20 protein-coding genes are annotated in these 25,220 nt (G+C 64.8%); 4 read left to right on the top strand and 16 right to left on the bottom strand.

Going from position 1 to position 25,220, the window contains the following annotated elements; genetic code table 11:
• Positions 1-16 precede the first annotated feature (16 nt).
• Positions 17-1,432 (top strand): metalloprotease PmbA, encoded by a 1,416-nt coding sequence (gene pmbA, locus AC1D0O_RS18190; protein ID WP_477654906.1) that lies wholly within the window; start codon positions 17-19, stop codon positions 1,430-1,432.
• A gap of 110 nt (positions 1,433-1,542) precedes the next feature.
• On the opposite strand, the gene AC1D0O_RS18195 is transcribed toward pmbA, so the two are convergent.
• The 3 genes from AC1D0O_RS18195 to AC1D0O_RS18205 form a co-directional block, all read right to left on the bottom strand.
• The gene (locus AC1D0O_RS18195) at positions 1,543-1,992 is read right to left on the bottom strand and encodes a GatB/YqeY domain-containing protein (RefSeq protein ID WP_477654907.1); all 450 of its coding nucleotides are present in this window, start codon (positions 1,990-1,992) and stop codon (positions 1,543-1,545) included.
• 109 nt (positions 1,993-2,101) lie between these two features.
• Positions 2,102-2,314: a 30S ribosomal protein S21 gene (gene rpsU, locus AC1D0O_RS18200; protein WP_007872347.1), complete on the bottom strand. Its 213-nt coding sequence runs from the start codon at positions 2,312-2,314 to the stop codon at positions 2,102-2,104.
• A gap of 401 nt (positions 2,315-2,715) precedes the next feature.
• A complete protein-coding gene (locus AC1D0O_RS18205; RefSeq protein ID WP_477654908.1) occupies positions 2,716-3,663 on the bottom strand; it encodes an alpha/beta fold hydrolase in 948 nt (315 codons plus the stop codon).
• Between the two features lie 109 nt (positions 3,664-3,772).
• Here AC1D0O_RS18205 and AC1D0O_RS18210 point away from each other — a divergent pair, with 109 nt between their 5' ends.
• Positions 3,773-4,609, top strand: a complete 837-nt coding sequence (locus AC1D0O_RS18210) for a cupin domain-containing protein (RefSeq protein WP_477654909.1) — start codon at positions 3,773-3,775, stop codon at positions 4,607-4,609.
• On the opposite strand, the gene AC1D0O_RS18215 is transcribed toward AC1D0O_RS18210, so the two are convergent.
• The 8 genes from AC1D0O_RS18215 to nirB all read right to left on the bottom strand — a co-directional run bounded on the left by AC1D0O_RS18215 (position 4,606) and on the right by nirB (position 15,756).
• Positions 4,606-5,838, bottom strand: coding sequence for a BaiN/RdsA family NAD(P)/FAD-dependent oxidoreductase (locus AC1D0O_RS18215; RefSeq protein WP_477654910.1), 1,233 nt, complete (start codon positions 5,836-5,838; stop codon positions 4,606-4,608). The genes AC1D0O_RS18210 and AC1D0O_RS18215 overlap by 4 nt on opposite strands.
• Positions 5,839-5,865: 27 nt before the next feature.
• Positions 5,866-6,990 carry a sterol desaturase family protein gene (locus tag AC1D0O_RS18220; protein WP_477654911.1) on the bottom strand — a complete coding sequence of 375 codons (1,125 nt, stop codon included), beginning with the start codon at positions 6,988-6,990 and terminating at the stop codon, positions 5,866-5,868.
• 99 nt (positions 6,991-7,089) lie between these two features.
• A complete protein-coding gene (locus AC1D0O_RS18225) occupies positions 7,090-8,082 on the bottom strand; it encodes a hypothetical protein (RefSeq protein WP_477654912.1) in 993 nt (330 codons plus the stop codon).
• A 69-nt stretch (positions 8,083-8,151) separates the two neighbouring features.
• The gene (gene cobA, locus AC1D0O_RS18230; RefSeq protein ID WP_477654913.1) at positions 8,152-8,919 is read right to left on the bottom strand and encodes a uroporphyrinogen-III C-methyltransferase; all 768 of its coding nucleotides are present in this window, start codon (positions 8,917-8,919) and stop codon (positions 8,152-8,154) included.
• Positions 8,920-8,925: 6 nt separating this feature from the next.
• Positions 8,926-9,834 carry a DNA-binding protein YbiB gene (gene ybiB, locus AC1D0O_RS18235; RefSeq protein ID WP_477654914.1) on the bottom strand — a complete coding sequence of 303 codons (909 nt, stop codon included), beginning with the start codon at positions 9,832-9,834 and terminating at the stop codon, positions 8,926-8,928.
• Positions 9,835-9,877: 43 nt separating this feature from the next.
• Complete coding sequence (locus AC1D0O_RS18240) at positions 9,878-12,817, bottom strand: nitrate reductase (protein WP_477654915.1); 2,940 nt, start codon at positions 12,815-12,817, stop codon at positions 9,878-9,880.
• A 35-nt stretch (positions 12,818-12,852) separates the two neighbouring features.
• Positions 12,853-13,275, bottom strand: coding sequence for a nitrite reductase small subunit NirD (gene nirD, locus AC1D0O_RS18245; RefSeq protein WP_477654916.1), 423 nt, complete (start codon positions 13,273-13,275; stop codon positions 12,853-12,855).
• A gap of 45 nt (positions 13,276-13,320) precedes the next feature.
• Positions 13,321-15,756: a nitrite reductase large subunit NirB gene (gene nirB, locus AC1D0O_RS18250; RefSeq protein WP_477654917.1), complete on the bottom strand. Its 2,436-nt coding sequence runs from the start codon at positions 15,754-15,756 to the stop codon at positions 13,321-13,323.
• 390 nt (positions 15,757-16,146) lie between these two features.
• On the opposite strand from nirB, the gene AC1D0O_RS18255 reads away from it, so the two are divergent.
• Positions 16,147-17,433, top strand: a complete 1,287-nt coding sequence (locus AC1D0O_RS18255; RefSeq protein WP_477654918.1) for a type IV pili methyl-accepting chemotaxis transducer N-terminal domain-containing protein — start codon at positions 16,147-16,149, stop codon at positions 17,431-17,433.
• A 75-nt stretch (positions 17,434-17,508) separates the two neighbouring features.
• Entirely contained in the window at positions 17,509-19,257 is a 1,749-nt protein-coding gene (locus AC1D0O_RS18260) for a bifunctional protein-serine/threonine kinase/phosphatase (protein ID WP_477654919.1), read from the top strand.
• Positions 19,258-19,910: 653 nt separating this feature from the next.
• Here AC1D0O_RS18260 and AC1D0O_RS18265 read toward each other — a convergent pair.
• The 5 genes from AC1D0O_RS18265 to AC1D0O_RS18285 all read right to left on the bottom strand — a co-directional run bounded on the left by AC1D0O_RS18265 (position 19,911) and on the right by AC1D0O_RS18285 (position 25,215).
• On the bottom strand, positions 19,911-21,125 hold the full coding sequence (locus AC1D0O_RS18265) for an MFS transporter (RefSeq protein WP_477654920.1): 1,215 nt from the start codon (positions 21,123-21,125) through the stop codon (positions 19,911-19,913).
• Between the two features lie 176 nt (positions 21,126-21,301).
• Positions 21,302-21,760: a chemotaxis protein CheX gene (locus tag AC1D0O_RS18270; protein ID WP_477654921.1), complete on the bottom strand. Its 459-nt coding sequence runs from the start codon at positions 21,758-21,760 to the stop codon at positions 21,302-21,304.
• Positions 21,761-21,771: 11 nt separating this feature from the next.
• A complete protein-coding gene (locus AC1D0O_RS18275; protein ID WP_436155290.1) occupies positions 21,772-22,143 on the bottom strand; it encodes a response regulator transcription factor in 372 nt (123 codons plus the stop codon).
• 57 nt (positions 22,144-22,200) lie between these two features.
• Positions 22,201-24,333: an ATP-binding protein gene (locus AC1D0O_RS18280; RefSeq protein ID WP_477654922.1), complete on the bottom strand. Its 2,133-nt coding sequence runs from the start codon at positions 24,331-24,333 to the stop codon at positions 22,201-22,203.
• Positions 24,334-24,405: 72 nt separating this feature from the next.
• Entirely contained in the window at positions 24,406-25,215 is an 810-nt protein-coding gene (locus AC1D0O_RS18285) for an ABC transporter ATP-binding protein (protein ID WP_477654923.1), read from the bottom strand.
• Positions 25,216-25,220 lie beyond the last annotated feature (5 nt).

The raw sequence follows: 25,220 nt of genomic DNA on the forward strand, positions 1-25,220 counted from the left end.
TATCATAGCTACCCATATGACCCAAAAAGCTTCCTCTCGTTCCGGCGCTGCAAAGCGCGCCGCTTCCCGTCCCTCCCAGCAGCCCGAAAGCGGCTTCAGCTACCACCGCGATTTTTTCGAAGACCTCGTCGACACCGCGCTGGGCCACGCCAAAAAACTGGGTGCCACGGATGCCGCGGCCGAGGCTTCCGAAGGCTGCGGCCTGTCGGTCAGCGTGCGCAAGGGCGAGCTCGAAAACGTGGAACGCAACCGCGACAAATCGCTGGGCATCACGGTTTACATCGGCAAAAAGCGCGGCAATGCCGCGACCAGCGATTTCTCCAAGGCCGCCATCGAGCAGACCGTGAAAGCGGCCTACGACATCGCGCGCTTCACCGCGGAAGACGAAACCTCGGGCCTGCCCGACGACCGCGACATCGCGCGTGTGCACCGGGAGCTGGACCTGTTCCACCCCTGGTCCATAAACTCCGAACAGGCCGCACAACTGGCCCTGAAATGCGAAGCCGCCGCCCTGGGCACCAGCCGCCTGATCACCAACAGCGAAGGCGCGGGCGTGTCGGCCCAGCAAAGCCATTTTTTCAGCGCCCACACCAAGGGCTTTCGCGGCGGTTATGCCAGTTCGCGCCACAGTATCTCGGTGGCGCCGATTGCCGGCAAGGGCGACCAGATGCAGCGCGATGCCTGGTACAGCTCCATGCGCGACGCGGCTGAACTGGCGCGCCCCGAGGCCGTGGGCCGCTACGCCGCCGAGCGTGCGCTGGCGCGCCTGAAAAGCCGCAAGATCCCGACCACGCAGTGCCCGGTGCTGTTCGAGTCGCCGCTGGCCGCAGGCCTGCTGGGCGGCTTTGTGCAGGCCGTGAGCGGCGGCGCGCTGTACCGCAAGAGCACCTTCCTGGCCGACAGCCTGGGCAAGGCGGCTTTCCCGAAACACATCGACATCAACGAAGACCCGCACCTGCGCAAAGGCAAGGGCAGCGCGCCCTTCGACGAAGAGGGCGTGAAGACCCAGGCGCGCAAGGTGGTGGCCGGTGGCCGTGTCGAAGGCTACTTCCTGAGCACCTACTCGGCCCGCAAGCTGGGCATGCGCACCACCGGCAATGCCGGCGGTTCGCACAACCTGGTGCTGACCAGCCGCCTGACCCGCCCGGCGGACGACCTGGACGCCATGCTGCGCAAGCTGGGCCGCGGCCTCTTCGTGACCGAACTCATGGGCCAGGGCGTGAACTACGTGACCGGCGACTACTCGCGCGGCGCTTCGGGCTTCTGGGTCGAAAACGGCCGCATCGCCTTTCCGGTCGAGGAAATCACGATTGCCGGCAACCTCAAGGACATGCTCATGGGCATTGAGGCAGTGGGCGCGGATGCGTACAACTATGGCGCCAAAACCGTAGGCTCGATTCTCATCAACCGCATGAAGGTCGCGGGCTCCTGACGAGGGACGTTTTAAGCCAAGCAGGGGCCGCGGAACCGGCTTTGCCGGGCCGCAGGCGCAGCGGCCCCCAGGGGGGTAGGAAGCTACACGAAGTGAGCGACCGTGGGGGCTTAACTTGCCAGCGCGGCCTTGACGGCGGCCGAAACCTGGCCCATGTCGGCCTTGCCGGCCAGTTTGGCTTTCACCGCGCCCATGACCTTGCCCATGTCGCCGGGGCCGCTGGCGCCCAGCTCGGCCACGATGGCTTTCACGGCGGCGGCGACTTCATCGGCGCTCAGGCGCGCGGGCAGGTAGGCCTGCAGCACCACCAGTTCGGCAGCTTCCTTGTCGGCCAGGTCCTTGCGCTCGGCCTTCTGGAAGGCTTCCAGCGAGTCCTTGCGCTGCTTGATGAGCTTGTCGACGATGGCGACCACGGCGGCATCGTCCAGCACCACGCGCTCATCGACTTCTTTTTGCTTGAGGGCGGCCAGCAGCAGGCGTATGGTGCCCAGGCGCTCGCTGTCCTTGGCGCGCATGGCGGTCTTCATGTCTTCGGTGATCTGGTCTTTGAGGGCTGACATTCGGGGCTCCTGAGGGGCGGGAATAGGGAAAGGCTGGTGCCAGAAAGCACAAAAGCCCGCAGAGCGTCCTCGTGCGGGCTTTTTGTTGCCGTGAGGCGGTACTAAAGGATTAGTACAGCTTCTTGGGCAACTGCATCGAGCGGATACGCTTGTAGTTGCGCTTGACGGCGGCTGCCTTCTTGCGCTTGCGCTCTGCCGTTGGCTTTTCGTAAAACTCGCGGGCGCGCAGGTCGGTCAGCAGACCGAGTTTTTCAATGGTGCGCTTGAAACGGCGCAGAGCCACGTCAAAGGGCTCGTTGTCTTTTACACGGATGGTGGTCATTGTTCAATTGATCCAAAAGGTGCGCCTTTATCGATCTGATCAGGATCAGGCCAGGCACGGGTTTGCTAGCAAAGCCTTGGATTATATACCACCCCCACGGTCGTTCACTTCGTGTAACTCCCTGCCCCCCGAGGGGGCCGCCCGCCTGCGGCCCGGCAAAGCCGAATAATTGGCAAACCCCTATCGGGCTCACTGCGTGTAGCCCTTTTCCCCTTGCAGGGGACAGCGCCTACGGCCCGGCAAAGCCGGATCCGCGGCCCATGCTGGCTTGAAGAGCCAGAGGCGCAACCAGTGCAGGGGATTTCACCAGTGGGGGCCGCGGGTCCGGCTTTGCCGGCCCCAGGCGCCGCCCCCTTGAGGGGGGAACAGGCTACACGCAGTGAGCCTGGACGGGGGTGGGTTTACTCTCTGATGAAAGCCAGCAAATCCTGGTTGAGCCGCTCCTTGTGGGTGTCGGCCAGGCCGTGCGGTGCACCGGGGTAGACGATCAGCCTGGCGTTTTTCACGAGTTTCGCGGCGGCGCGGCCGGAGGCGTCGATGGGCACGATCTGGTCGTCGTCGCCGTGGATCACCAGGGTCGGCACGTTAAAGCGCTTGAGGTCCTCGGTGAAGTCGGTGGCCGAGAAGGCCGCGATCGAATCATAGGTGTTCTTGTGGCCCGCCTGCATGCCCTGAACCCAGAACGACTGGATCAAACCCTGCGAGACCTTGGCGCCGGGGCGGTTGAAGCCGAAAAACGGGCCCGAGGCGATGTCCAGGTAAAGCTGCGAACGGTTGGCCAGTTCGCCCTGGCGAATGCCGTCAAACACCTCGATCGGCAGGCCGCCCGGGTTGGCCGCCGTCTTCAGCATCAGGGGCGGCACGGCGCTGACCAGCACGGCTTTTTTGACCTTCGCGGTGCCGTAACGGCCGATGTAACGCGCCACCTCGCCGCCGCCGGTCGAAAAACCCACCAGCGTCACGTCTTTCACGCCCAGCGTGTCGATCACCGCTGCGAGGTCGGCGGCGTAGTGGTCCATGTCGTTGCCGTCCCAGGGCTGGCTGGAGCGCCCGTGGCCGCGCCGGTCATGGGCGATGACGCGGTAGCCTTTTGAGGCCAGGAAGATCATCTGCGATTCCCAGCTGTCCGAGTTGAGCGGCCAGCCGTGGCTGAAGCTCACCACTGGGCCATTCTTGGGGCCCCAGTCCTTGTAATAAATTTGCACGCCGTCCGGGGTGGTGACGTAGCTGGCGCTGCGTGCGGCGGACGCCGCGGGTTGCGGCGCGGCGGCGTCTTCGGCCATCGCGGGGCTGGCGGTGACGGCGGCGGCCAGTGCGGTGGCGGCGGCGATACGGGTGAGAGCGTTCATGGTGTTCCTTTGAAAGGGTTGCAACAAGTCGGAATCGACAGAACGAACTTTACGCTTTGAAAAATACGATAAGTGCTTAATAATCCTAAAAAATTGATCTGGAGTATTTATGAGCGATCGGCTTGAAGCCCTGCTACGGCATTTCTCTGTGAGCGCGAATGTGTTCCATTCGGGCGCACTTTGCGGCGTCAACGAGTTGGGCGAAGAGGAGGGCACCGGCCAGCTTCACCTCGTGCGCAGCGGCGAGGTCGGCATCAGCCATGGCGGCGCCGAGGTGATGCGTGTCAGCGGCCCCTGCCTGCTGCTTTACCCACGGCCGATGGCGCACCGTTTCATCACGGATAGTCGGCACGGCGCCGACTTTGTGTGTGCGCACCTGCGCTTTGAGGGCGGCGCCGCCAACCCGATCGCTGCGGCGCTGCCGTCCTTTGTGTGCCTGCCGCTGGCGCAGATCGAGGGCGCCGCCGGCGTCCTGCAACTACTGTTTGAAGAGGCTTTTGAGCAGCGCTGCGGCCGGCAGGCGCTGCTGGACCGGCTTTTTGATGTGGTGCTGATCCAGGTGCTGCGGCACCTGATGGAAAGCGGCGAAACCCGCTCCGGCATGTTGGCGGGGCTCTCGCACCCGCGCCTGCGCCACGCGCTTGTCGCGATGCACCAGAGCCCCGGGCAAGAGTGGAGCCTGGAGGCGCTTGCCGATCATGCGGGCATGTCGCGCAGTGTGTTCGCCAACCAGTTCCGCGATACGGTCGGCTGCACGCCCGGCGTGTATTTGCAGCGCTGGCGGGTGGGCTTGGCGCAGCAGGCGCTGCGCCGCGACCGGCCGCTCAAGCTGATTGCCGCGGAGGTCGGTTATGGCAGCGAGGCGGCGCTGTCGCGCGCCTTCAAGGCGCAAAGCGGCCAGTCACCGCGCGAGTGGAAGCTGGCCCAGCAGGCCCAACAGGCTTAGTGCGCCGGTGCCAGCGCTTGCGCGCAGGCGTGCGCGGAGGCCCAGGCCCACTGGAAGTTGTAGCCGCCCAGCCAGCCGGTCACATCCACCACTTCACCGATGAAGTACAGCCCCGGCTGCTTCGACTCCAGGGTTTGCGACGACAGGTCGCGCGTGTCGACACCGCCGACAGTCACCTCAGCCTTGCGGTAGCCCTCGGAGCCGTTCGGCGTCAATTGCCAGTCCGACAGGCGCGCGGCCAGGCCTAGCAGCGCTTTATCGGTCGCCTCGCTGACGGGTTTTTGCAGCGCCGGGTCGGTGCTGGCCCAGGCGTCGGCCAGGCGGCTGGGCACCAGGGTGGCCAGTTCGTTGGCGATCAGTTTTTTGGAGCTGGCTTTGGCGCGCAGCAGCAGGGCCGGCAGGTCCACGCCGGGGGCCAGGTTGATGCTTATCGGCTGGCCTTCGCGCCAGAAGCTGGAAATCTGCAGCACGGCCGGGCCGCTCAGGCCGCGGTGGGTAAAGAGCAGGTCTTCCGAGAAGAGCACGGCTTTTTTGCGCTGTTTGGGCGTCGCATCGGCCGGGCTGGTTTCGATCAGCACCGGCAGCGCCAGGCCGGCCAGCTGGGCATAGGGCGCCCAGGCTTCGCCGTCAAAGGTCAGCGGCACCAGCGCGGCGCGCGGCTCCACCAGGCGCAGGCCGAATTGTTTCGCGATGCGGTAGCCGAAATCGGTGGCGCCTATCTTGGGAATTGACAGGCCGCCGGTGGCGATCACCACCTGCGGCGCCGTGACCAGGCCGCGGTCGCATTGAAGTTCGTAGTGGCCGCCCGCCTCTTGGGGGCCCTTCAGGCCCTGGATGCCGCAGGGCTGCCAGCGCGTGATGTTTCCGGCCTCGCATTCGGCCAGCAGCATGTTGATCACGTCTTCGGCCGAGCGGTCGCAGAACAGCTGGCCCTTGTGCTTTTCGTGGAAAGGGATGTTGTGGCGCTGTAGCAGGGCGATGAAGTCCTGCGGCGTGTAACGCGACAGCGCCGAGCGGCAGAAGTGCGGGTTCTCGCTGAGGAACTGCGCGGGTGTGGCGTCGCGGTTGGTGAAGTTGCAGCGGCCGCCGCCCGAGATGCGGATTTTTTCGGCGACTTTTTCGCTGTGGTCCACCAGCAGCACCTTGAGGCCGCGCTGGCCCGCCTGGGCCGCGCAGAACAGACCGGCGGCGCCAGCGCCTATCACGACGGCGTCAAATTGATGTGTCAAATCCATCCCTGAACCATGGCGCCAGGTTCACGGCTTCCAGGTGAACGGAAACTTGAGCTGCTTGAGGAAACCGTTGGGCACGTAGTCGCCGAGCACGCCATAACGTTCGGGCCAGAGCTTGGTGCTTTTGACGGCCGTGCCGAACAGGTAGTCGATGAAGGCGTAGTGCGCCGAGTAGTTGCGGTCCAGCGCTTCCTGGTCCTGGCTGTGGTGCCAGTGGTGGAAGTTGGGCGTGACGATGATGTAGCGCAGCGGGCCCAGGCGCACGCTGACGTTGGCATGGTTGAACACCGCCTGGAAGCCGACGATCACGATGTAGGCGTCTATCACTTCCTTGGAAAAACCGAACACGTAGATGGGCGCGAGGATCAGCGTGCGGGTGATCAGCAGTTCCAGGATGTGCTGGCGCGAACCGGCCAGCCAGTCCATGCTCTTGGCGCTGTGGTGCACGGCGTGCAGGCGCCACAGCACGGGCACCTCGTGGTAGGCGCGGTGCGTCCAGTACTGCACCAGGTCGGCCACCAGCACGATCAGCAGCACGCCGCCCCAGAAAGGCAGGCCCTGCACCCAGCCGCGGATGCCGTCATTGGCGGCCCAGCCGAAGAATTTGTGCACCAGCAGGTTGGTGGCCAGCAGCACGAAGCCCACGATCATGTGGTTGACGATGAAATGGTGGAGGTCGGTCTGCCACTCGGCGCGAAACACCGGCTGGTCCTTGCGCAGCGCGAACAGCTTTTCGATAAAGATGAAGATCAGCGAGGAGCCCAGCAGGTCCAGGATGAACCAGTCCAAGCCGATGTAGGGCGTGTTGTCGGCGAAGTCGTTCACCGGCACCTTGTGGCCGCCCAGCAGCGCGGTGGCCACCACCAGCAGGAAGGCGGCGCCGGCCAGCCAGCGCGAGCGGTTGAAGATGATGTTGACCAGCGAGATACCGCCGGCGATCACCAGCGAGGTGAACATCACGATGCGGATGATGTCGACGTTGTAGCTCCTGCGCAGCTCGGGCGTGGTCAGGTATTCGGGGAAATGAAAGGCCAGCACGCCCAGGAAGCACAGCACGCCGAGGCTGAGCGCGATCACGCCGCTCATGATGCCCTTGCCGCGGCGCAGTTCGCCGTGGCTTTCCGTCAAGTCGTTGAGTTTGTCGAGCATCGCGTCTTTCCCTCTGCTGTTGTTTTTGACTTCGGGAGTGTAGCCGCGCACGCCGCAAGCCGGGCAGGCCCGCCCCCAGGCGGACCGGCTTGCGGATTTTTACTGTTTCACGATGACCGGATGGATCGTGAAGACGTTGGGGTTTTTCGGCTCCACGGTGACGCGCACCCAGTGGATCAGCGGGCTGCCGAAGGTCTGCAGGCGGGTGAGGTTGGGCAGCAGCCTGGTGGGGCTGTAGAGCGGCTTGTCGACCTTGAAGAAATGCGTGTCGCCGTGCACCAGCAGCACCTGGCCGGCGAACTGCTCGGTCTCGGCGACGATGTTGCTGATGAAGTTGCGGTAGCCGCTGACGCCGGGGGCCTGGCTTTCGTCCATGTCTTCGGTTTCGGGCAGGTCAAAGCCCGGGTCGGCCTGGATGACCAGCACCAGGCCGCGGGCCTTGGCGGCCTTGGCTTGGGCGAAAGCCTCCTGCATCCAGCGCACATTGGCCGCGTCGCGCTCCAGGTATTCGGCATTCGAGGCTTCGCACTGCGCTGCGGTGCGCGCGCTTTTTTGCGTGCAGTCTTTTTCGTCCAGGATTTTGTTGTTGTTGCTGCCCGGCACATTGAGTGTGGCAAACACGATTCCCTGGTGCGCAAAGCGGGTGTTTTCGACGAATTTTTCGCCGAGCGGGGCTTGGTGGACCAGCGCCATGGTGCGCTTGCCCAGGCTGCGGGTGGTCGGGAACAGGGTCTTGCGCAAGTAGGCCAGGCGCTCCAGGCCGTCATAGCCGCCGTTGTTCAGGCGATGGCAGTCCGTCCATTCGTTGTCGCCGGGTACGTAGACCACGGGTTTTTTCAACTCGCCGAACATGGTGAGCGCCGAGGCGTAGATATCGTCGGTGCATTTGGAACTGCCGTCCTTGATGTCGCCGTCGTAGATCGAAAAAGCAATGTCCGACTGGTTGATGCTTTTGAGCAATGCCGGGATTTTCGGGTCGTCGCCGGCCTTTTTATAGGGCATGTCGCCCCACAGGCCAAACGAAAAGCTTTGCGCCTGCGCGCAGGCCACGGTGAGCACCAGCAGCGCGCCGGCCAGAAAACGGTGAGACATGAAAGCTCCAGTCGAAAGACCGGGAGCTTAGGCACCGCGCGTGACAGCGGTGTGACGCAGGGCCCGCCTTCAGGCCGCGCGGACTGCGTCGGGATGCGCGGCGGCTAGTGTCACGCCGCTGATCACGTCGCCCACCACGATGACGGACGGGCTGGCCATGCCGGCATCGCGTATCGCCGTTGCCAGCTCGCCCAGGGTGGTGGTGATGTGGCGCTGCGTGGCCAGCGACGCATTCTGGATCACGGCGACCGGCGTGGCGGCCGGCAGGCCCGACAGCAACTCGTCCTGGATGCGCTCCGCACCGCTGACGCCCATGTAAATCACCAGCGTGAGGCGCGCGCTGTGCGCGGTGGCGGCCAGCGCTCTCCAGTCGGTGCCGCTGTCGCCGGGTTTTGCATGGCCGGTGACGAAGACCACGCCGTGCGCATGCTGGCGGTGCGTGAGCGGCACGCCCAGCGAAGTGACTGCGGCAAGGCCTGAGGTGATGCCGTTGACGACGTCCACTTCGATGCCGGCCTCGCGCAGGTGTTCGACCTCTTCACCGCCGCGGCCGAAGATGAAGGGATCGCCGCCCTTGAGCCGCACCACGTCCTCGCCTTCACGCGCGGCCATCAGCATGAGTTTTTCAATAAAAGCCTGGGGCGTGGACTTGCAGCCGCCGCGTTTGCCCACGTAGACGATGCGCGCCCCGGAGGCGGCGAAGGCCACGATCTCGTCGCTCACGAGGTCGTCCACCAGCAGCACGGTCGCGCGCTGGATGGCCTTCAAGGCCTTGAGCGTCAGCAGTTCCGGGTCGCCGGGTCCGGCGCCGACAAGGGTGACTTTTCCGTGGGTCATGGTGGTTTATTTGATTTGAGGCAACAGCAGCAAGATATGTTCCACCTGCCGGGCAATCGACGGCGGAACCGGCTTGTCGCCAGCCAGCACCGATTGAATATAGGCCGCGGTGGCGGCGGCGTCCACCGTCTTGGGCAGCTCGGGCAGGGAAGCCAGCGTGCCGGCCTGGGTTTCCTGCAGCAGCGAACGCTTTCCGCTGATGAAGGCCTCCATCTGCGGCATGCGGCGCGCATCGGCCACGCCTTCGCCTTCGGTGCCGCGCAGCAGCATGGCGTTGGCGCCGGTCAGCTCAAAAGTCTGCGCCATCGATACCGCGTATTCCGGATGGGTGTAACTGCTCACCACCAGGCTTTTGCCCAGGCAGGGGCTCATGATCTTGACCAGGCTGTGCGCCGGGTTGCGCAGGCCCACGGCGCGGCGCACGTCCAGCAGGCGCTTGAGGGATGGCAGCAGCAACTCGGTCGGCGCGAAGACCGCCTCGCCAAGGCCGATTTTGCGTACGGCTGACAGTGCATGGATGTCCAGGGCCTGCAGCACTTCCGAGGCGAACACCCGGCTCGATTCGGTCGGCGTGCCGTGCACCAGGACCGGCACGCCTTCACGGGCCAGCAGCAGGGCCAGCAGGGGTGTGAGCACCGGCAGCTTGCGCGCGCCGTTGTAGCTGGGCAGCACCACAGTGGGGGTTTCGGTCGCGGGGAAATGCGCCAGGCGCTGGTGCAACGCGTCGAGAAAGCCCGCCATTTCTTCGGGCGTTTCACCCTTGATGCGCATGGCCAGGCAAAAGCCGCCGATTTCAAGGTCGGTCACCGTGCCGTCCAGCACCTGGCCCATCAGGTCGGTGGCCTGCTCGCGCGTCAAGGCGCGGGCGCCGTCCTTGCCGCGCCCGATTTCCTTGATGTACTGGCTAATACCCATAAACCTGATTGTCCGCGAATGCAGATAACTTCTTGTTATGAGCTTAAACGAGCTGCCGGATCGGGATCACGGTGCGCGGCGCTGGGGCCACAGCGTCGTTGCGCGCCGAGCGCACCCGGCGTTTGAGTTCTGGTACGCAGGAGCCGCAATTGGTGCCGCATTTGAGCGTGGCTTGCAGTGAAGCCAGTTTCTCTTCGTCGGTGCCCAGGTGGCCACCACCGCCGCCGCCCCGGCCGAGCAAGGCCAGATGCTCATCGATGGCCATGTCGCTCACGTTAAAGCAGGTGCAGACCGGTTTGCCGCGCGACTGCACCGCCACCGGCGGCTTGGCGCCGGGCAGCAGCAGCAGGCGGCCATACGATTGCGCGGCCAGCTCGTCTTGCAGCAGGGTCCTGATCCAGGCCTGGGCGCTGGTGTCCCCGGCCAGCACAAAGCCCGCGAGGTGGGCGTCTCCACCGTTGCGCACCAGCCGCATGGTGCGGCGCTGGCCCTTTTTGCGATCGGCATAGCGCAGCACGTCCGGCGCATCCAGGCCAAAGATGCGTTCCAGCGCCACCAGTATTTCGTCGGGCGGCGTTTCATGGCTTGCGGCGCGAAATAGCACGCCACTGCGTTCACGGCCGCGATCGGCCAGTGGTGTGTTGTTCGAAAACGGCACACAGCTGGTGAAAGGGAATTGCGCCATCAGGGGCTTGAGCTGTTCGCGCGCTGTCAACACGTCGCCCTCCGGCAGCCACGCCATTGCCAGCAATGTCCAGGGCATCTCGGCCTTCAGGATCTTGACCGCCGCGTGTTTGAGTTCGGGTTGTTTGGAGCTCGGGCAATAGGCCGAGGTGGTGAGCGCATTCACGCCGGCCAGCGGTGTGCCGCTGGTGGACTGGCCGCTCAAATACTCCTCGCCCCAATGCATGGCGATAAAGGCCTGGCTGACCGCCACTTCGGGCGAGGCTTGCAGCGGCACCACGATGGAGCCGCGCTTGGAGGTCACGTACACCAGGTCGCCGTCTTTCAGCAGGCGGCGCGCCATGTCCTGTGCATTCATCTGCACAGAGGGCTCGGCCACGTGGCCGAACAGCCGGCCCAGCGTGCCGGTGCGGCTCATGCCGTGCCACTGGTCGCGCAGCCGGCCGGTGGTCAGCGAAAACGGATAACGTGATTCGCGCGGCTCGGCCACAGGTTTGTAGACGGTGTTGGCAAAGCGGGCCTTGCCGTCGGCGGTGGGAAAGACGCCGTCTTCATAAAGCCTGGCCTTGCCCGCCGTGTCGCCCGGCTTGAAGGGCCACTGCCGCGGCTCTTCCTCGAGCAGCGCGTAGCTCAGGCCGGTGATGTCCAGGTCGCGGCCGCGGGTGGATTCGCGGTGTTCGTTCCAGATGACCTCCACGGCGAGGGCGGCATCTTGCAGGGGGTAGGGGAAAAGGGTGGGGCGCGGAAGGGGTGGGGCCTCACTGACGTTCTCTTCCGGAGATGGAAGGCCGGGACGGGAACCCGCCGCCTTCAGCAAAACCTCCAGCCGCTGCGCGAAGTCCACTGCAATCGCCCAGTCATGGCGCGTTTCCCCGGGCGCGGCAACGGCCGGCCGCACGCGGCTGATGCGGCGCTCGCTGTTGGTCACCGTGCCGGTTTTTTCGCCCCAGGTGGTGGCGGGCAGCAGCAGGTCGGCATAGTCGCAGCTGGACGTGGTGGCAAATGCCTCCTGCACGATCACCAGTTCGGCGCGCTCCAGTGCGCGGCGCACCGTGGCTTGGTCGGGCATGGACTGGGCCGGGTTGGTGCAGGCTATCCACAAGGCCTTGATCTCGCCGTCGGCGGCGGCCTGGAACATCTCGACGGCGGTCTTGCCGGGTTTCTCCGGCACTGAGGGCACGCCCCACAAGGCAGCGATTTCGGCGCGGTGTTCGGGATTGGCCAGGTCGCGATGCGCGCTCAGCAGGTTGGCCAGGCCGCCGACCTCGCGCCCGCCCATGGCATTGGGCTGGCCGGTCAGCGAGAACGGCCCGGCGCCGGGCTTGCCGATCTGGCCGGTGGCCAGGTGCAGGTTGATGAGGGCCGCGTTTTTCGCCGTGCCGCTGCTGGACTGGTTCAGGCCCTGGCAATACAGGCTCAGCGTGGCAGCCGAGGTCGCGAACAGCCTGGCCGCGGCGAGCAGGTCTTCTTTTTTGATGCCGCAGGTCTCGGCCACCAGGTCGGGCGTGTAGTCGCGCACCGTGGCCTTGAGCGCGTCAAAACCCGTGGTGTGCGCCGCGATATAGGCCGCGTCGGTCCAGCCCTCCCACAGCATGATGTGCAGCATGCCGTTGAAGAGCGAGACGTCGGTGCCGGGCTGTATGCCCAGGTAGAGGTCGGCGATCTCGGCCGTATCGGTGCGGCGCGGGTCGCAAAAAATGATCTTCAGCGCCGGGTTGGCGGCCTTGGCTTCTTCTATGCGCCGGAACAGGATGGGGTGCGCGTAGGCCGTGTTGCTGCCGACAATGAAGATGCACTGCGCATGGTTCACGTCGTCGTAGCAGGCGGGCGGCGCATCGGCGCCCAGCGTCTGCTTGTAGCCGGCGACCGCGCTGCTCATGCACAGGCGCGAGTTGGTGTCGACGTTGTTGGTGCCTATCAGGCCCTTGGCCAGCTTGTTGAAGACGTAGTAGTCCTCGGTCAGCAACTGGCCCGAAATGTAAAAGCCCACTGCATCGGGGCCGTGGTCGCGGATGATTTGCGCAAAACTTTCGCTGGCGAAACCCAGCGCGCTGTCCCAGGACACCGGTTGGGGCGCCTCATGCCGGTGCTCGCGCCGCATGGGCTGCAACAGGCGCGTCTGCCGCGTGACGGCGGCTGAGGCGGTCAGCGCCAGCGTCGAGCCCTTGGTGCACAGGCGCCCGAAATTGGCCGGGTGATCCGGGTCGCCGCGAACGCCGGTGATCTCGTCGCCTTGCGATTCAATAATCACTCCACAGCCGACACCGCAATAGGGGCACGTTGATCGGGTTTCAGTCATGGAATAGTTACCGGGCCTCGTTCTTGTGTTTTCGCTTATGCCGTGTGAGGCGCCTGCACGCTGAAGCTTTCATCGCCGAGTGCGCCCGCGGAGGCACCCGGGCCGGCGCGGGGCGGCTGCAGATCCAGCGCCAGCGTGTCCAGCTCGGTGGCGTCCAGGAAGACCTGGCCGGTTTCCACCTTGCAGCTGAACTTGGGGGTGCAGCCCTCGTCGGGCTCCCTGGCGCAGCCGTCGGCCAGGCCTATGGTCCAGTTGTGCAGCGGGCAGGCCACGCTGGTGCCGAACACAATGCCCTGCGACAGCGGGCCGCCCTTGTGCGGGCAGCGGTCCAGCAAGGCGAACACCTGGTCCTGGTCATTGCGGAACACGGCCACGTCGATACCTTTCGCGCGCGAAACACGGCGCGAGCCAAGCACCGGGATGTCGGTGACCAGGCAGATTTTTTTCCATTCAGACATAGTGATCTCTCAATTCGGGCTTTGGGCGAGCAAGCGATGAAGCGGTTAGGCGGGAGCGAGTTTTTCAAACTGGCGGGTGTCCACGGACGCTTCTTTCAGGTCGAACCAGGGATCCGGTTCGCCGTCGAGCGCGAACTGCAACTGCTCCCACAGCGCCTTGCGGCCTTCGTGGTCTTCCAGGATTTTTTTCTTCACGTAGTCCAGGCCCACGCGGTTCACGTAATGCACCGTGCGCTCCAGGTACCAGCCTTCCTGGCGGTAGAGCTCGCAGAAGGCGCCGGTGTATTCAAGCACCTCGGCGGCGGTCTTGAGCTTGGTGAAGAAGTGGGCGACTTCCGTCTTGATGCCGCCGTTGCCGGCGATGTACATTTCCCAGCCCGAATCGACGCCGATGATGCCGACGTCCTTGATGCCGGATTCGGCGCAGTTGCGCGGGCAGCCGCTGACGGCGAACTTGACCTTGTGCGGCGCGTACATGCGCCACATCGCGCGCTCCAGGTCCTTGCCCATCTGCGTGCTGTCCTGTGTGCCCATGCGGCACCATTCGCTGCCCACGCAGGTCTTCACTGTGCGCAGGGCCTTGGCGTAGGCGTGGCCGGAGGGCATGCCGATGTCTTTCCAGACGTTCTGCAGGTCCTCTTTTTTCACGCCCAGCAGGTCGATGCGCTGGCCGCCCGTGACCTTGACGGTCGGGATCTTGTACTTGTCGACCGCGTCGGCGATGCGGCGCAGTTCGCTGGCCGTGGTCTCGCCGCCCCACATACGTGGAATGACGCTGTAGGTGCCGTCCTTCTGGATGTTGGCGTGGCTGCGCTCGTTGATGAAACGGCTTTGCGGGTCGTCCTTGGCCTGTTTGGGCCAGGTGCTGATCAGGTAGTAGTTGACGGCCGGGCGGCAGGTGGCGCAGCCGTTGGGCGTCTTCCATTCCATGAATTTGAAGGTGTCCGAAATGCTGAGCAGCTTGTTGGCCCGGATCGCGTCGCGCACCGCCTGGTGGCCGTGGTCGGTGCAGGCGCACATGGCTTTGAGCTTGGGCGTGGCCGAGTAGTCGCCGCCGGCCGTGAACATCAGGATCTGCTCGACCAGGCCGGTGCAGGAGCCGCAGGAAGCGCTGGCCTTGGTGTGCTTGCGCACCTCATCAAGCGTGAACAGGCCTTTTTCCTTGATGGCCTTGCAGATCGCGCCCTTGTTGACGCCGTTGCAGCCGCAGACCTCCGCGTCGTCGGACATCAGCGCGGCCTTGTTCTGGCCTTCGTGGCCGGCGTCGCCGAGGTTGGACTCGCCGAAGATCAGCTTGTCGCGGATGTCGGCCACGCTGCGGCCGTCGCGCAGCAGCTTGAAGTAGTAGCTGCCGTCCACCGTGTCGCCGTAGAGGCAGGCGCCGACCAGCTTGTCGTCCTTGATCACCAGCTTTTTGTAGACGCCGCCGAAGGGGTCGCTCATCACGATTTCCTCGGCGCCGTCGCCGCCCATGAATTCGCCGGCGCTGAACAGGTCTATGCCGGTGACCTTGAGCTTGGTGGACGTCAGCGAACCCGAGTAGCGGCCAATGCCGAACTGAGCCAGGTGGTTGGCCGCCACCTTGGCCTGTTCAAACAGCGGCGCGACCAGGCCGTAGGCGATGCCGCGGTGCGCCGCGCATTCGCCCACCGAATAGATGCGCGCGTCGGTGACTGTCTGCATGGTGTCGTTGACGACGATGCCCTTGTTGCAGTGCAGGCGCATGGACTCGGCCAGCTGGGTGTTGGGGCGTATGCCCACCGCCATGACCACGAGGTCGGTGGCCACTTCGCTGCCGTCCTTGAACTTGATGGACTTCACGCGGCCTTCGTCGTTGCCGGTGAGCTCCTGGGTCTGCGCGCCGATCAGGAACTTGAGGCCGCGGTCTTCCAGTGATTTCTGCAGCAGCTTGCCCGCCACGTCGTCGAGCTGGCGCTCCATCAGCCAGGGCATCACGTGGACCACGGTGACCTCCATGCCGCGCAGCATCAGGCCGTTGGCGGCTTCCAGGCCCAGCAGGCCACCGCCGATGACGACGGCTTTTTTGTATTTCTTCGCCGCGTCGATCATCGCGTTGGTGTCGGCGATGTCCCGGTAGGCGATCACGCCCGCCAGGTCCTTGCCCGGCACCGGCAGGATGAAAGGGTTGGAGCCGGTGCACATCAGCAGGCGGTCGTATTCCTCTTCGGTGCCGTCCTCGGCGCGCACCACTCGCTTGATGCGGTCGATTTCCACCACTTTTTTGCCGGCATGCAGCGTGATGTGGTTGTCCTTGTACCAGTCCCACGAGTTCAGCACGATCTCGTCCAGCGTCTGCTCGCCGGCCAGCACGGGCGACAGCAGGATGCGGTTGTAGTTGGGATGGGGCTCGGCGCCGAAGACGCTGATGTCATACAGGTCGGGGGCGACCTTGAGCAATTCTTCCAGGGTGCGCACGCCGGCCATGCCGTTTCCGACCATCACCAGTTTTGATTTTTTCATGGGGCTACTCCAGTGGATTCAATATTCAGGTGCAAACGTCATGCCACGGCCGTGCTGCGCAGGTCGCGCACGCACGCGTCCACGCGGCCTGTCGGGGCTTGCAAGCCGGTCCGGCTTGTCGGAAACAAGGTGAAATTCATGATGCTCTCTCCCGGTCAAACAGGGACCCGGGCTTAAAGCCCGGTATGAGGCACACCATTACGTACGTCGTTGTACGCAGGACCCGCAGTGCATTCGCTAAGGTCGGGCGCGTCGTTACGCCCGCAATGGCTAATGCAAAACTTGTGCCATATCATTGGCTTGCGATGCGCACCGCCGGCTGCAACCGGCGCATGGCCCGCGACTTGCGTTCTGATTTACCCTGTTTTCCCTCTCAACCTATTGATTTGTATGACTTCCGCATTGGTACACCTCAACGGCCCCGCCGGCGGCAATCCGCTGGTAGCTGACCTGGAAGCGGCCGGCATCCAGGTCCTGGCGGTCGTCAGCGAGCGCAGCAAACTGGTGCAAGAGGTGTTGCGCCAGGCACCCGATGTGGTGATTTGCCACGATGCGCTGCCGGGCGAAGACCTGTTCAGGCTGCTGCAGGTGGTCAGTGACACCGCCCCATGCCCGGTGATCGTGTTGACCACCGACAGCGATGCCGCCAAGATCACGCGCGCCCTGGAAGTGGGTGTTCATGCTTATGTGGTCAACGGCTACGGCTCGCAGCGCCTGCGGCCCTTGATCCATCTGGCCCAGGCACGCTTTCAGCGCGAGCAGGCCCTGCAAGGGCAGATCAAGGATGTCGCCAGCCGGCTGGAAGAGCGCAAGGTGGTGGACCGCGCCAAGGGCATCCTGATGCGAGCCCGCCAGGTGTCCGACGACGATGCCTTCCAGATCCTGCGGACGGCCTCCATGCACACCAACCAGCGCCTGGGCCAGGTGTCGCAGCACATCATCCATTCGGCGCGCTTCGCCGAAGACGTCAACCGCTCCGGCCAGCTGCGCATGCTGTCGCAGCGCCTGGTCAAGCTGGCCCTGCTGCGGCTGGCTGGGGTGCAGGCCGAACGCGTGACGGAGCTGCTGAAGGAGTCGGTGCTGCGCATCGACGCCAACATCGCCGCCCTCGGCAAAAGCCTGTCGCAGCCCACTTTTGGCGACTTGCTGGGGCAGGTCACGGTGACCTGGACCCGCCTGAAGCCTGCCTTGCAAGGGAGTCCAGCCGCCGGTGAGATGGCGCATCTGGATGAGCTGGCCGAACTGCTGCTGCAGGAAGCCGAACGCATGACCGGCAGCCTGGAAAACGCCGGCGCCATGCCGCCGCTGCAAATGCTCAACCTGGCCGGGCGCCAGCGCATGCTGAGCCAGCGTTTCGCGAAATACGCGCTGCTCCAGGCCTTGGGCGGTGCTGCCGTCTCGCAACGCAGTGAGGCGGGCATGGCCGAGTCGCAGGCGGCATTCGAGAAGGCGCTGCAGTACCTCAACGACATCCCGCTGACCAGTAAAGAGATTCGTGCGTCGCTCGACAAGGCGGCTGCGGGTTGGACGCAGATGCGAGCAGGCGCAGCAAGCATCGCCAAAGGCAAAGACGCCAAGCGCCTTGAAGGGCTGGCCACCGCCAGTGAAGAACTGCTCGACGTCTTTGAGCAGCTTTCGGTGCAGTACGAGCGCAGCATGCAGATGTTGGTCGGTTAGCCTTCACCCTTTGTGTGCATGAGCTGATTGCTGCAATGCACCAATATCGGGCATTGAACTTGCTTACATTGGTGCATGGCATTTGATCTGGACATTGGCTTCGCAACCCTCGCAGGCCGCAAAAGCAGCAACGAGGATTTCTGCGCGGCCATGCTGCCCGAGCCCGGCTATGAGGGCATGGGCTCCATCGTCGCGATCGCCGACGGCGTGAGCACCGGCGGCATGGGCCGCGAAGCGGCGCAAACCACCGTCACCAGCCTGGTCCGCGACTACTACGGCACGCCCGAGACCTGGGACACCACGGTGGCCCTGGACCGCATCATCGGCGCGCAGAATGCCTGGCTGGCTGGCATCAACCGCCGGCGCCAGCCGGCCATGGGCCTGACCACCCTCACGGCGCTGGTGCTGCGCGGGCAGTCCTACACCCTGGCGCACGTGGGCGATTCGCGGGCTTATCTGGTGCGCGGCGGCACGCTGCAGCAGCTCACGCACGACCACGCCGTCAACCATCCCGATTTCAAGCACCAGCTGCTGCGTTCCGTGGGCGCCGAAGACCATGTGGTGGTCGACTACATGCAGGGCGACCTGCAGGTGGGCGATGTGTTCGTCCTCGTCACCGACGGTGTGCACGGCGTGCTGCGCGACGCGCGGCTGAAGGATTTCGCCGGCCTCCAGGAGGCCGGCGGCGCCCAGGTGGCCAGCCAGGGCCTGGTGGACGCCTCCCTGGCCGCCGGCAGCGACGACAACGTGACGGCCGTGGTGGTGCGCGTGCGCGGCCTGCTGGATGCAACGCTGCAGGACGTGACCCGCATCGCGCAGACCTTGCCCATTCCGCCGCGCCTGAAGGTGGGCGATGTGATGGACGGCCTGGCCGTGACCGCCCCGGTGGCCGACAACGGCATCAATGTGCTTTACCAGGTGCGCGACCCCGTCACGCGGGTGCTGTATGCCCTCAAGACCCTGAACCCCGCCCGCTCGCACGACGAAGAAGAACGCGCCATGCTGGCCCACGAAGCCTGGCTGGCCTTGCGCATGCAGTCGGGCAGGGCGGCGGCGCACCTGGTCAACCTTCACGACCGCCTGCCGAACGGCCAGGAGCGCAGCGCGTTTTACCTGCTGTATGACTGGCACAGCGGCGAGACACTCCAGCAGCAGCTGGACCGCCGGCACAAATTCAGCGTCGAGCAGGTGCTGGGCGTGGCCACCCAGGTGGCGCGCGCGCTGGGACGGCTGCACCGCCAATGCGTGATCCACCGCGACATCAAGCCCGCCAACCTGCACCAGGGCGAAGACGGCGTGCTGCGCTTGCTGGACCTGGGCGTGGCGCTCAGCGGCCGCGAACCCGTAGCCATGCGCAAGCTGCACGCGGGCACCCCCAGCTTCATCAACCCCGAGCAATGGGGCTTCAGCGCCGCCGCCGCTGACGGCCCCGAGGAACTGCCCGACGCGCAAAGTGACCTGTTCGCGCTGGGCGTCACCCTGTACCAGCTGCTGACCGCCCGCCTGCCGTACGGCGAGGTGCTGCCCTACCAGGCCGGCCGCTACTACCGCGACCCCGTCGCGCCCAGCCGCATCAACCCCGAAGTACCGATCTGGCTGGACCACGTGGTGCTCAAGGCCGTGGCGCGCGACAAGCGCCGGCGCTTCGAAACCGCCGAAGAGCTGTTGCTGGCGCTGGAGCGGGGTGCTTCGCGGCCGCTCACCGCGCCGCAGGGGACTCCCTTGATTGAGCGGGATCCGGTGATGTTGTGGAAGTTGTTGTTGGCGGTTAGTGTGGTGGTGAATGTTTTGTTGATTTATTGGTTGTTGTTTTTGCCAAGGTAATGGGGGGCCGGGTCTTGCTCCGGCGGTGCGCGCTCTTCTGAGTTTTGCTGGCCGGGGGTAGCCCGGCAGCTACTCACTTTTCTTTTGCTTCGCCAAAAGAAAAGTAAGCAAAAGAAAAGGCGACCCTGGTTGCTGCGTCCCTTCGCTTCGCTACGGGCAACCTGCGGTGCTCGGTTCAGGCGGGGTCTCGCTAAACTCGCCTTCGGCTCAGACAACGCGATCCCTGATCCGCCTGAACCTGCGCTCCTCGGCGCATCCACAAGGGGTGGGGAATGAATACCAAACAGCCGAAGACAGGAACCCGAATACTTAAAGAAATAAGGACTCGCCACGGCGAGTCCTTGTTGTATTTATCTTCTTGGTTTTTATGTCTTTGTCCCCGCTCCCGCTTGCCCCGTCCTGGCTGGGCCGAGGAGCGCAGAGACAAGCGGATCAGGGCCGGCGTTGTCTGAGCGAAGCGAGTTTAGCCGGACCCCGCTTGGCTCGAGCACCGCAGGTTGCCCGTAGCGAAGCGTAGGGACCCAGACTGCGGGTCGCCTTTTCTTTGGTGACTTTCTTTTGGCGAAGCAAAAGAAAGTTACTTGCCGCCGGGCAACCCCCGGCCAGCGGAACCAAGAGAAGAGCACTCCGTCGGAGCAAGACCTGGCCTCTCTTCACGCGCCGCGAGCACGCCCACCCTTCTCAGCCCAAGTCCGAGTCCACCGAATCTGCATAACCCGCAACATAACAAGCATCCCCAAAGCCAACGCAGCAAAAAAGAAGAACCCCCACATATAAGTACCCGCATATTGCTTGGACACCCCCATGGCATTGGGCACCAACCCACCGCCGAGCGCACCGATCTCGCCGATCATGGAGCCGGCCACCGCAGTAGCCAGGGGCCAGCGCAGGGGCACCAGTTGAAAGAGCGCGCCGTTGCCCGCGCCCAGGGCCGCAAAGCACAGCATCACCAGCAGCGTGGTGGCCACAAGAGAGCCGCCGGCCAGGCCGCAGGCGACCAGGGTGGCGGCGATGGTGAGCAGCACCACGCTCAGGGTGTTGACGCCGCCCCAGCGGTCGGAAATCCAGCCGCCGAAAATGCGCAGCGCGGCGCCCATGAAGGCCGCCAGCATGGACAACTGGCCCGCCTGCACCTTGCTGACGCCGAACTGGTCGTAGTAATAGGAGGGCAGGAAGGTGGCCAGGCCGATGAAGCCGCCGAAGCTCACTGCGTAGATCAGGCTGAAGGCCCAGCCGTCTTTTTCGAACAGGCAGGCAACGTGTTCGCGCAGCGTGGCATGGCTGTCCACGTCGTCGGGTTCCTTGGCAAACACGATCATGGCGATCAGCGGCAGCAGCATGGCCACGGCGGCGATGCCGTAGACCGACTGCCAGCCGAAGCGCTGGGCCAGCGCGGGCGCCACCAGCACCGAGACGGCGGTGCCGACGTTGCCGGCGCCGACCAGGCCCATGGCCAGGCCCTTGTAGCGCGGCGGGAAGGAGCCGGAGCCCAGGCTGAGCGCGACGCCGAAGCTGGCGCCGGCGATGCCGAGCAGCACGCCCATGGCGAGCAGGCTGCTGTAGGAGTCGACCACGAAGTAGCCGAACAGCAGCGCCACCATGATCAGGCCCATTTCCACCAGCGTGGCATTTTTTCGGCCTATGTACTGGGCCAGCACGCCCAGCGGAAAGCGCATCAGCGCGCCGGCGAAGATGGGCACCGAGAGCATCACGCCCTTCTGGGTGGGCGAAAGGTTATAGGTCTCGGAAATAAAGGGCGCCATGGCCCCGTTCATGACCCAGATGCAACATGAGAAGGCGAAGTAAAAAAACGCCGCCCCCAGCGTGGGCGCGTGACCGGCCTTGAGAAAACTACGAAACCCCGCCATGGTGCAAGTTCTTTCTGTGAAGATGGTTGATTCACAGAATCAGTGCAAAAAGGGTGCCACCGTGGGGCATGCAAAACGCACCCTTGAAGCGCGATTTTGGCCTTGGTTCCTGTTTATTTTGGTGCGCCGCACAAAATTCGTGCACCAAGGCCGCCCTGGCAGGCCCTGGCGGGTATTCAGTTCTTGCGGTCCATATCGACACACACCATGGCCGAATAGTGGTTCCAGCGCAGGGTGATGACATAGGGGCGGGTGCGCACCCGGGCTTTCATGCCCTGCGTGCCCTGCATCTTGACCGGCACCGAGATCTGCAGCTCGGACCCCAGGGCCTTTCGCGCGTTGCCGGCCAGCGTGTTGGCGATCTCGCCCACCGCGTCCAGCAGGTTGCCGTCGCTGAGGTCGGTCTCATGCTGCAGCAGCAAAATCTCGCGCACCAGCTTGCCCGGCATGGAGACCATCACATGGCCGTTGTGGCTGCCTGAAAAAGCCACGATGCCGTTGAATTCAAAGCCTTCGATATCGCCCGTGCCGAGGTAGGCCGAGGTGATCTGCGGCTCCTGCCGGGTCGTGACTTTCAGGTAATGCCGGATCGAATCGACAAACAGCTTGAGGTCGGTTTCGTTGAGTGTGGCCACGGCGGTCTTCCTTAACGCATGTCGGCGATGTCGAGCAATGCCATCTGCAGCTCTTCATCGGTGAAAGGTTTGGCGACAAAGCCGCGCGCGCCCAGTTTGAGCGCCTGGATGGCCGTCGATTTGTCGCTGAGCGCGCTGACCACCAGGATCTTGACCGTCGGGTCCAGCTTGAGCAGCGCGGAAATGCATTCGATGCCGTCCATCTCGGGCATGGTCAGGTCCATGGTGACGACTTCGGGCCGCGTGGCCCGGGCCAGCCGAACGGCTTCGTGGCCGTTTTTGGCCAGGCCCGCGAGCACGATGCCCTTGATGCCGCCGTTTTGCACCACGCGCGAGATGCGCGTGCGGATCATGTTGGAGTCGTCAACAATCAGCAGTCGCATGGTGAGCCTCCTTTTGCGATTGAGGTGGGTTTTGGATGTGGGTCATGTCATGCGGCCTCAGGAAAACACGACCCGGAACTCGGTGTGCTGGCCGGGCGTGCTGGACAACAGCAGGCGCGCGCCCAGGCTCTGCACGTTGGCTTGCACCAGGTCCAGGCCGACGCCGCGGCCGGCATGCCGGGACGTTCCGTCGGCGGTGGAGAACCCGGGCTTGAAGATGTTCGCGACGATCTGCTTGTCGCTGAAGCTCTGCAACTGCTCGGCGCTGTACCAGCCCAGTTCCAGCAGGCGGCGCCGCACGTCGCCGGCGCTCAGGCCGGCGCCGTCATCGCGAACGGTGAGCTGCCACTGCCCGGCCTCGTCCGGGCCCAGCGCCACGCTGACCTGTCCCTCGGCGGCCTTGCCGGCGACCTGCCGCGCGGCGGGCGTTTCCACGCCGTGCACCACGGCGTTGCGCAGCAGCTGGATGGCGATCTCGCGCACCAGGTCCATCTTGGCCCGCGGTATTTCAGGCGCGCCGGCCATGCGCAGGTCGGTGTTCACGCGTTTGCCGCAGTCAGCGGCCACCTCGGCCGCCAGTTGCGCGAGCGCCGCATGCAGCCCCTGGGGCGAGTCGCCTGCGCCGGACGGCGCGCTGTCGCCCGAGCGCTTGCGGCTCAGGGCCTTGAAGGCCCCTACCTTGGACAGCAGGTCTTCCAGCGGCAGCGGCAGGGCCAGCAGGGCATCGCCGGTGGCCGCCCCGGTGTCCTTGAGTTTTTGCAGTTCGCTCTCAAACTGGTGCGCCAGCGTGGCCAGGATTTCCAGGCCCAGGGAAGCGGCGTCGCCCTTGAAGGCGTGGATGCGGCGGTAGGCGCCGTCCACGGCCTTGAGCACCTGGACTTCGGAGGCCGCCGAAGAGGTGCTGCGCAGCAGGTCGTTGACTTCCAGCAGCGAGGCTTCGGCGCGTTCGACAAAGGCCCGCATCATGGCCGGCTCGGTCTCGAAGGCCTTGAGCATCATGGACAGCTCTTTTTGCGAGCGCTGGCGCTCGCCGGCCAGCCTGGCCTGAAGTTCGACCTTCTGCGTGATGTCCTGCACGGTGACCAGCAGGTGCCGCACGGCGGCGCCGTCCTGCACCCGATTGAAGTGAAAGGACAGGTAGCGGGCCGTGTCCTGGCCCAGCCGGTTCCTGACGGTGAGCTCGACTTCGGAGAGCGGGTTGATGCCCTGGACCAGTTGCTCCTTCACATGCGGCGAGAACAGCAGCTCGACATAGTCGCGCGCATCGGTCAGGGCTTTGGCGGACACCAGCGTGGACAGCACCTCGAAGAAATTCTGACCCGGCGCCAACGTCTTGCCGAACAGCGCGTGGGTCGAAAGGGACAGTTGGGAGCCGAGCTGGTGCCCCGGCGTCAGCAGGAACAGGCCTTCACGGACGCTGGTGAGGATTTCACGGGTTTCCTCGGTCGCCGCTTCAATCGCGGCGTCGGAGATTTTCAGGCGCCTCAGGAACTTGAACAGGATGAAGGCAAAATTCAGCAGGGCCAGCACGATGCCGCCGGTCTGCACCATGCGCAGCACGCTGGCGCGCGATGCGCCAATCTGCTGCGTTTCGGTCACGAAGTCGTTGGCCGCGCCCAGCAGCTGGATGTTGTGGGCCTGGCTGTAGGCCAGCGCGGCGGCCAGCTCCTGCTGCGTGAAGTTGTCGCCGGCCAGCAGCGGCTGGAGCAGGGCGAAGTAGGGCTTCCAGACCAGCTCCACCTTTTCCTCGAGCTCACGGCCGCGGCTGGACACCACGGGCTCCAGGTAGACCGGCTTGCCGTCGCCGCCCGGAATGGTGCCGCCATCGCGAAACGCCAGTTGCGACACCTGGAAGATTTTGGCGCCCGCGCGCAGCTCCGCCAGGGTTTCGGGCTTGTAGGCTGCGCCCGAGACGCGCATGGCGTCAAGCTCCAGCAGGGTGCGCGCGACGCGTTGCGAGACGACGCGCTGGCGCCCCGAGAGGTTGATGGCCACGGTGTCCTGGTCGATCTTGAACGAGGTGTAGAAGTTCAGGACCAGCACCCCGAGGTCGAACAGCAGGAAGAAGGCGACCGCGATGATGATTTCGCGGTACTTTCCGAGCGAGGCAAGGCCTTGCGAAGGCGCGGTGCGCGTGCCCTGGGGGACAACGATTCTGTCGGCGCCTCGAACAGGCAAAACAGCAGACATGGAAACCCTCCCTATGCGTTTTTTTGTGGCGGTCGCCGCGCCCTTACGCGGCGCGGGTTCCCGTGGGCTCTGTCAGGCCGCTTTTTCGACGTGGCCCTGGCGTGTGTAGAGAAAATCGATCACGGCCTTGCGGTAGCCCAGGTAGCGGATGTCCTCGGCCAGCGCCACGCGCGAGCGGGGCCGCGGCAGTTCGACCTGCAGGATTTCGCCGATCGTGGCCGAGGGGCCGTTGGTCATCATCACGATGCGGTCCGAGAGCAGCACCGCCTCGTCGACGTCATGGGTCACCATCACCACCGTGCTCTGCGTGGTCGCCACGATCTGCAGCAGCTCGTCCTGCAGCTTGGCGCGGGTCAGCGCGTCCAGCGCGCCGAAGGGCTCGTCGAGCAGCAGCACCTTGGGCTCCATGGACAGCGCGCGCGCGATGCCGACGCGCTGCTTCATGCCGCCCGATATTTCGCCCGGGCGCTTTTGCGCCGCCGCGGTCAGCCCGACCATGGCCAGCGCGGCATCGGTGCGGGCCTTGAGTTGGGCTTTGTTTTCAGTCGCCGAGAAGACGCGCTCGACGGCCAGGTAGACATTTTCAAAGCAGGTCAGCCAGGGCAGCAGCGAATGGTTCTGGAACACCACGGCGCGCTCGGGCCCGGGCCCGGCGATCTCACGGTTGGCGCACAGCAGGCTGCCTTCGGTGGGCGTCGTCAGGCCGGCGATCAGGTTCAGCAGCGTGGACTTGCCGCAGCCCGAATGGCCGATCAGCGCGACGAACTCGCCCTTGGCGACCGTCAGGTTGATGTTCTGCAGCGCACGGAACGGCCCTTTGCGGGTCTTGAAGGTCTGCTCGACGCCCTGGATCTCGATGTACTTGGTGGTGAAGGATGTCATGGCTT

The sequence above is a fragment of the Polaromonas sp. P1_F2 genome (assembly GCF_056405735.1).